The sequence below is a fragment of the Aeromonas sp. R6-2 genome, assembly GCF_040908155.1.
In the GTDB taxonomy this organism is placed as follows: domain Bacteria; phylum Pseudomonadota; class Gammaproteobacteria; order Enterobacterales; family Aeromonadaceae; genus Aeromonas; species Aeromonas schubertii.
Map to the genome: position 1 here is coordinate 1 of NZ_JBFODE010000054.1, position 4487 is coordinate 4487.

Annotated in this window: 5 protein-coding genes and 1 pseudogene; 3 read left to right on the top strand and 3 right to left on the bottom strand. The window is 61.6% G+C overall.

Annotated elements, in window-relative coordinates; translation table 11 throughout:
* On the top strand, positions 1-239 hold a 239-nt coding region (locus tag AB5Y48_RS13730), incomplete at its 5' end, for a hypothetical protein (protein ID WP_368164832.1).
* Positions 240-306: 67 nt separating this feature from the next.
* Here AB5Y48_RS13730 and AB5Y48_RS13735 read toward each other — a convergent pair.
* On the bottom strand, positions 307-495 hold the full coding sequence (locus tag AB5Y48_RS13735; protein WP_224160785.1) for a DUF982 domain-containing protein: 189 nt from the start codon (positions 493-495) through the stop codon (positions 307-309).
* Between AB5Y48_RS13735 and rapA the strand changes: the two genes are divergently transcribed.
* Both rapA and rluA read left to right on the top strand, forming a co-directional pair.
* Complete coding sequence (rapA, locus tag AB5Y48_RS13740; RefSeq protein WP_368164833.1) at positions 410-3277, top strand: RNA polymerase-associated protein RapA; 2868 nt, start codon at positions 410-412, stop codon at positions 3275-3277. The two genes, AB5Y48_RS13735 and rapA, sit on opposite strands and share 86 nt — an antisense overlap.
* 17 nt (positions 3278-3294) lie before the next feature.
* The gene (gene rluA, locus AB5Y48_RS13745) at positions 3295-3954 is read left to right on the top strand and encodes a bifunctional tRNA pseudouridine(32) synthase/23S rRNA pseudouridine(746) synthase RluA (RefSeq protein ID WP_050666287.1); all 660 of its coding nucleotides are present in this window, start codon (positions 3295-3297) and stop codon (positions 3952-3954) included.
* 52 nt (positions 3955-4006) lie between these two features.
* On the opposite strand, the gene AB5Y48_RS13750 is transcribed toward rluA, so the two are convergent.
* Together AB5Y48_RS13750 and AB5Y48_RS13755 are read right to left on the bottom strand one after the other, a co-directional pair.
* Entirely contained in the window at positions 4007-4192 is a 186-nt protein-coding gene (locus AB5Y48_RS13750; RefSeq protein ID WP_050666288.1) for a hypothetical protein, read from the bottom strand.
* A 130-nt stretch (positions 4193-4322) separates the two neighbouring features.
* A pseudogene (locus AB5Y48_RS13755) lies at positions 4323-4487 on the bottom strand (IS4 family transposase); the annotation flags it as partial.

The window sequence follows — 4487 nt, forward strand, 5'->3', positions numbered from 1 at the left end:
ATCCTGCGAGTGCCCACACAGATTGCTTGATTCAATTTGTTAAAGAACAGCGCGATTTGCATCGCGACGGGAGTGGCATTCTACGCTTCCCGCCTGGTGAGTCAAGCCTTATTTTACAAGGCTTTTTCACCCATCGACCGGCTCGCTGCTGTGGCGGCGTTGCCCTGTCGATGGAGGCGCATTATAGGGAGTTCGCGCGCCGTGGCAACAGAGATTTTGAGAAAAATCACATCTTTTAGCTCGTTCGAACAACAAACAGACAAAAAGGCGAAAATAGTCCCATTTTCACCCCTCTTGCGACCTCTTCTACCTTTTACAGGCTGAGCGCTTCTTGATGGATGATCCGCTTTTGGCCTTCGGGTAACATAGCGCCCCTTTACGACATACCTCTCGGGCTTTGGAGAATTTGATGCCTTTTGCACTTGGCCAACGTTGGATTAGCGATACAGAGACGGATCTCGGTTTGGGGACGGTCGTGGCCGTCGAGGGTCGCATGATAACCCTGCTGTTCCCCGCCACCGGTGAAAACCGTATGTATGCCAAGGAAGATGCTCCGGTGACCCGGGTCCGCTTCAACGAAGGCGATCAGGTGACCAGCCACGAAGAGTGGGTCATGACGGTCGAGCAGGTGCAGGAGAAAGAGGGCCTGCTTATATATGTAGGCACTCGCAACGACACCGAGGAGCCCGTCGCGCTCAAAGAGGTGTTTCTCAGCAACTTCATCAAGTTCAACAAGCCGCAAGATCGCCTGTTTGCCGGTCAGATCGAACGCATGTCCCGTTTTACCCTGCGCTACGAATCTCTGATCAACCAGCATCAGCGCCGCCTCAACCCGACCCGCGGCCTGGCCGGGGGACGTGTCAGCCTGATCCCGCACCAGCTCTATATTGCCCACGAGGTGGGCCATCGCCACGCACCGCGCGTGCTGCTCGCCGACGAGGTGGGTTTGGGCAAGACCATCGAAGCGGGCATGATCATTCATCAGCAGTTGCTCTCTGGCCGCGCCAAGCGGGTGCTGATCCTGTTGCCCGAGAACCTGCAGCACCAGTGGCTGGTCGAGATGATGCGCCGCTTTAACCTCTTCTTCTCCCTGTTTGATGAGGAGCGCTGCGTCGAGGCCTTTGCCGAGGCCGAGAACCCCTTCGAAACCGAGCAATTGGTGCTGTGCAGCATCGACTTCCTGCGCAAGAAGCGTCGCCGCTTCGAGCAGATCCTGGAGGCTGAGTGGGATCTGCTGGTCGTGGACGAGGCCCACCACCTGGAGTGGAGCGCCGAGGCGCCGAGCCGCGCCTACGAGATGGTCGAGGCCCTGGCCGAGCAAATACCGGGTGTGCTGCTGCTCACCGCGACTCCGGATCAGCTGGGTCACGAGAGCCACTTCGCCCGCCTGCGCCTGCTCGACCCGGAGCGCTTCTTCGACTATGACGCCTTCCTCGCCGAGGAACAGGAGTACGGCGCCATCGCCGTTGCCGCCCAGGCCCTGCTCGACGGCGCCGAGCTCGACACCAGCGCTCGCACTCTGTTAGCCGAACAGCTTGAGGGGGTCGATCTGGGCGATGCCGCCAGCCGCAAGCAGGCGGTAGAGAAGCTGCTCGATCGCCACGGCACCGGCCGCGTGCTGTTCCGAAACAGTCGCGCCAACATTCAGGGCTTCCCGGAACGCCACCTCAACGTCTATCCCATGGCCCTGCCGGATCAATACAAGACCGCCATCAAGGTGATGGGCATGATGGGGGGCAACGGTGGTGATCTCCAGGTCCGCGCCCTGCGCTACCTCTATCCGGAGAAAATCTTCCAGCAGTTCGAAGGCGACAGCACCACCTGGACCCAGTTCGATCCGCGAATCGACTGGCTGCTGGAGCTGCTGCTCTCGGCCCGCCAGCAGAAGGTACTGGTGATCTGCTCCGAGGCGGCCACCGCCATCGCCCTGGAAGAGGCTGTGCGCACCCGCGAAGGGATCCGTGCCGCCGTGTTCCACGAGGGCATGTCCCTCATCGAGCGTGACAAGTCTGCCGCCTACTTCGCCCAGAGCGAGGGAGGGGCCCAGGTGCTGCTCTGCTCCGAGATCGGCTCCGAGGGGCGTAACTTCCAGTTTGCCAGCCATCTGGTGCTGTTCGATCTGCCGCTCAACCCGGATCTGCTGGAGCAGCGCATCGGCCGTCTCGACCGGATTGGTCAGCGCAACACGGTGGAGATCCACGTCCCCTATCTGGAAGGCACCTCCCAGCACGCCCTGCTGCGCTGGTACCACGCCGGTCTCGATGCCTTCGAGCAGACCTGTCCGACCGCCCGCCCTGTGTTTGAGGCGGTACGCGAGGAGCTGTTCACCCTGCTGGCGGCCAACGACAACGGCGAAGAGGCCCTCCATGCCCTGCTCGAGCGCACCCGCGCTATCCACGAGCCACTCAAGGCCAAGCTGGAATCCGGCCGCGATCGCCTGCTCGAGATCCACTCCAGCGGGGGTGACAAGGCACACGCCCTGGTCGAGCAACTGGCTGCCGAAGACGACGACACCGCCATGGTGGCGTTCGCCCTCAAGATGTTCGACGAGATCGGTATCAACCAGGATGACCGCGGCGAGAATGCCCTGGTGCTGACCCCGGGAGATCATATGCTGGTGCCCAGCTTCCCGGGCCTGCCCCAGGATGGCATGACGGTCACCTTCGACCGGGAGACCGCCCTGTCGCGTGATGACATGGCGTTTGTCTCCTGGGATCACCCCATGCTGCGCGGCGGCATCGATCTTATCCTCGGCTCCGAGATCGGCTCCACCTCGGTGGCCCTGCTGAAGAACAAGGCACTGCCTATCGGCTCGACCCTGCTCGAGCTGGTGTTCGTGGCCGAGTCTGCCAGCCATCCCCAGCTCTACCGCTTCATGCCGCCGACCCCGATCCGCCTGCTGCTCGACAAGAACGGCAATAACCTGGGTGAAAAGGTACCCTTCGAGACCTTCAACCGTCAGCTGACCCCGGTCAACCGCCATCTGGGCAGCAAGCTGGTCACCACTTCCCAACCGTTGATCCACGGCCTCATCGGCAAGGGGCAGGAGCTGGCCGAGCCGCTCAAGGCGCAGATCGTCGCCGACGCCCGCGCCCGCATGGTCGCCACGTTGCAACAAGAGCTGGCCCGCCTGAGCGAGCTCAAGGCAGTCAACCCCAACGTGCGCGACAGCGAGCTGGCCTATCTGCAGCAGTTGGAGGCAGAATTGCTCCACCTGATTGACCAGACCCAGCTCAAGCTGGACGCCATCCGCTTCATCGTGGTCACCCACCAGTAACAGACAGAGCGAGAGAGATGATCGACTACAACCCGCCCAAGGAGCCCTGGCTCGAGATCCTGCATCAGGATCGCGACATCATGGTGGTCAACAAGCCCACCGGCCTGCTCAGCGTCCCCGGCCGTGGCGCCGACTACGAAGACAGCGTGCTGTGGCGCGTACAGCAGGAGGGATTCCCGCGGGCGGCGGCGGCCCATCGTCTCGACATGGCGACCAGTGGTGTCATCGTGGTGCCCCTCACCCCCAACGCCCATCGGGAACTGAGCCGTCAGTTTCGCGAGCGAGAGACCGACAAGCACTACCTGGCCTGGGTCTGGGGTGAGATGAAAGAGGAGAGCGGTCAGGTCGACCTGCCCCTGTGCGTCGACTGGCCGAACCGCCCCAAACAGAAAGTGGACTTCGAGGAGGGACGCCATGCCCTCACCCTGTGGCAGACCCTGAAGGTGGAGCACGGTAACACGCTGGTGAAACTGACCCCCATCACGGGACGCTCGCACCAGCTGCGGGTCCACATGCTGGAGCTGGGTCACCCCATTCTGGGTGACAACCTCTACGCCCACCCCGAGGCCCTGGCGGCCGCACCGCACCTCTACCTGCATGCGGCGCGCCTGGAGATAAGTCACCCGCGCAGCGGCGAGCGTATCGCCTTCGAGGCGCCGGCTCCCTTCCCGCTCTGAATCGCGTCCATAAAAAAGCCTCGGCATCTGCCGAGGCTTTTGTTTTGTAGCATCAGACACGAATGTCGATGTTGCTGCCCAGCGTGCCACCCGCCGATTGGGGGGCGGGGGCCGACTGGGTGGCCGTCTGCAGCAGCTCAAGTGCTGCCTGACCCTGCTGTTCCTGCTGCTTCTTGGCGAGGCTGGCAGTCAACAGCTCACGGCTCTGTGCGACGGCAGTGGATCCGGAAATTTCCATGGTTTACCTCCTGTCCAACACCATTATCGGCCCGCCCGGGCAAAACATGACCTATTTTTCGGCGCTATCGCCGTAAAGTGCTATTCCTGTCGCAAAAAGAAAGGGCCCTCACGGGGCTAATGCCAGTCAGTTAAGACTGACTGGCATTGTTTTTATTGGATTTTTTTACGCTGTACTTCTGCGGTCTTGGCTTCACGCAACGGGGGTAACTTCGCTCCATCCTATCGGGTAACACAAACTGCCCCGCTTGTTTCTCCAACTCCGCCACCCGCTTAGGGATATTCCCTGGTGACAT

Bases quoted from the DNA above. Each gene is read 5' to 3' on its own strand.
- rapA (WP_368164833.1), top strand. From the start codon at position 410: ATGCCTTTTGCACTTGGCCAACGTTGGATTAGCGATACAGAGACGGAT.
- AB5Y48_RS13735 (WP_224160785.1), bottom strand. From the start codon at position 495: ATGCGACCCTCGACGGCCACGACCGTCCCCAAACCGAGATCCGTCTCT.
- rluA (WP_050666287.1), top strand. From the start codon at position 3,295: ATGATCGACTACAACCCGCCCAAGGAGCCCTGGCTCGAGATCCTGCAT.
- AB5Y48_RS13750 (WP_050666288.1), bottom strand. From the start codon at position 4,192: ATGGAAATTTCCGGATCCACTGCCGTCGCACAGAGCCGTGAGCTGTTG.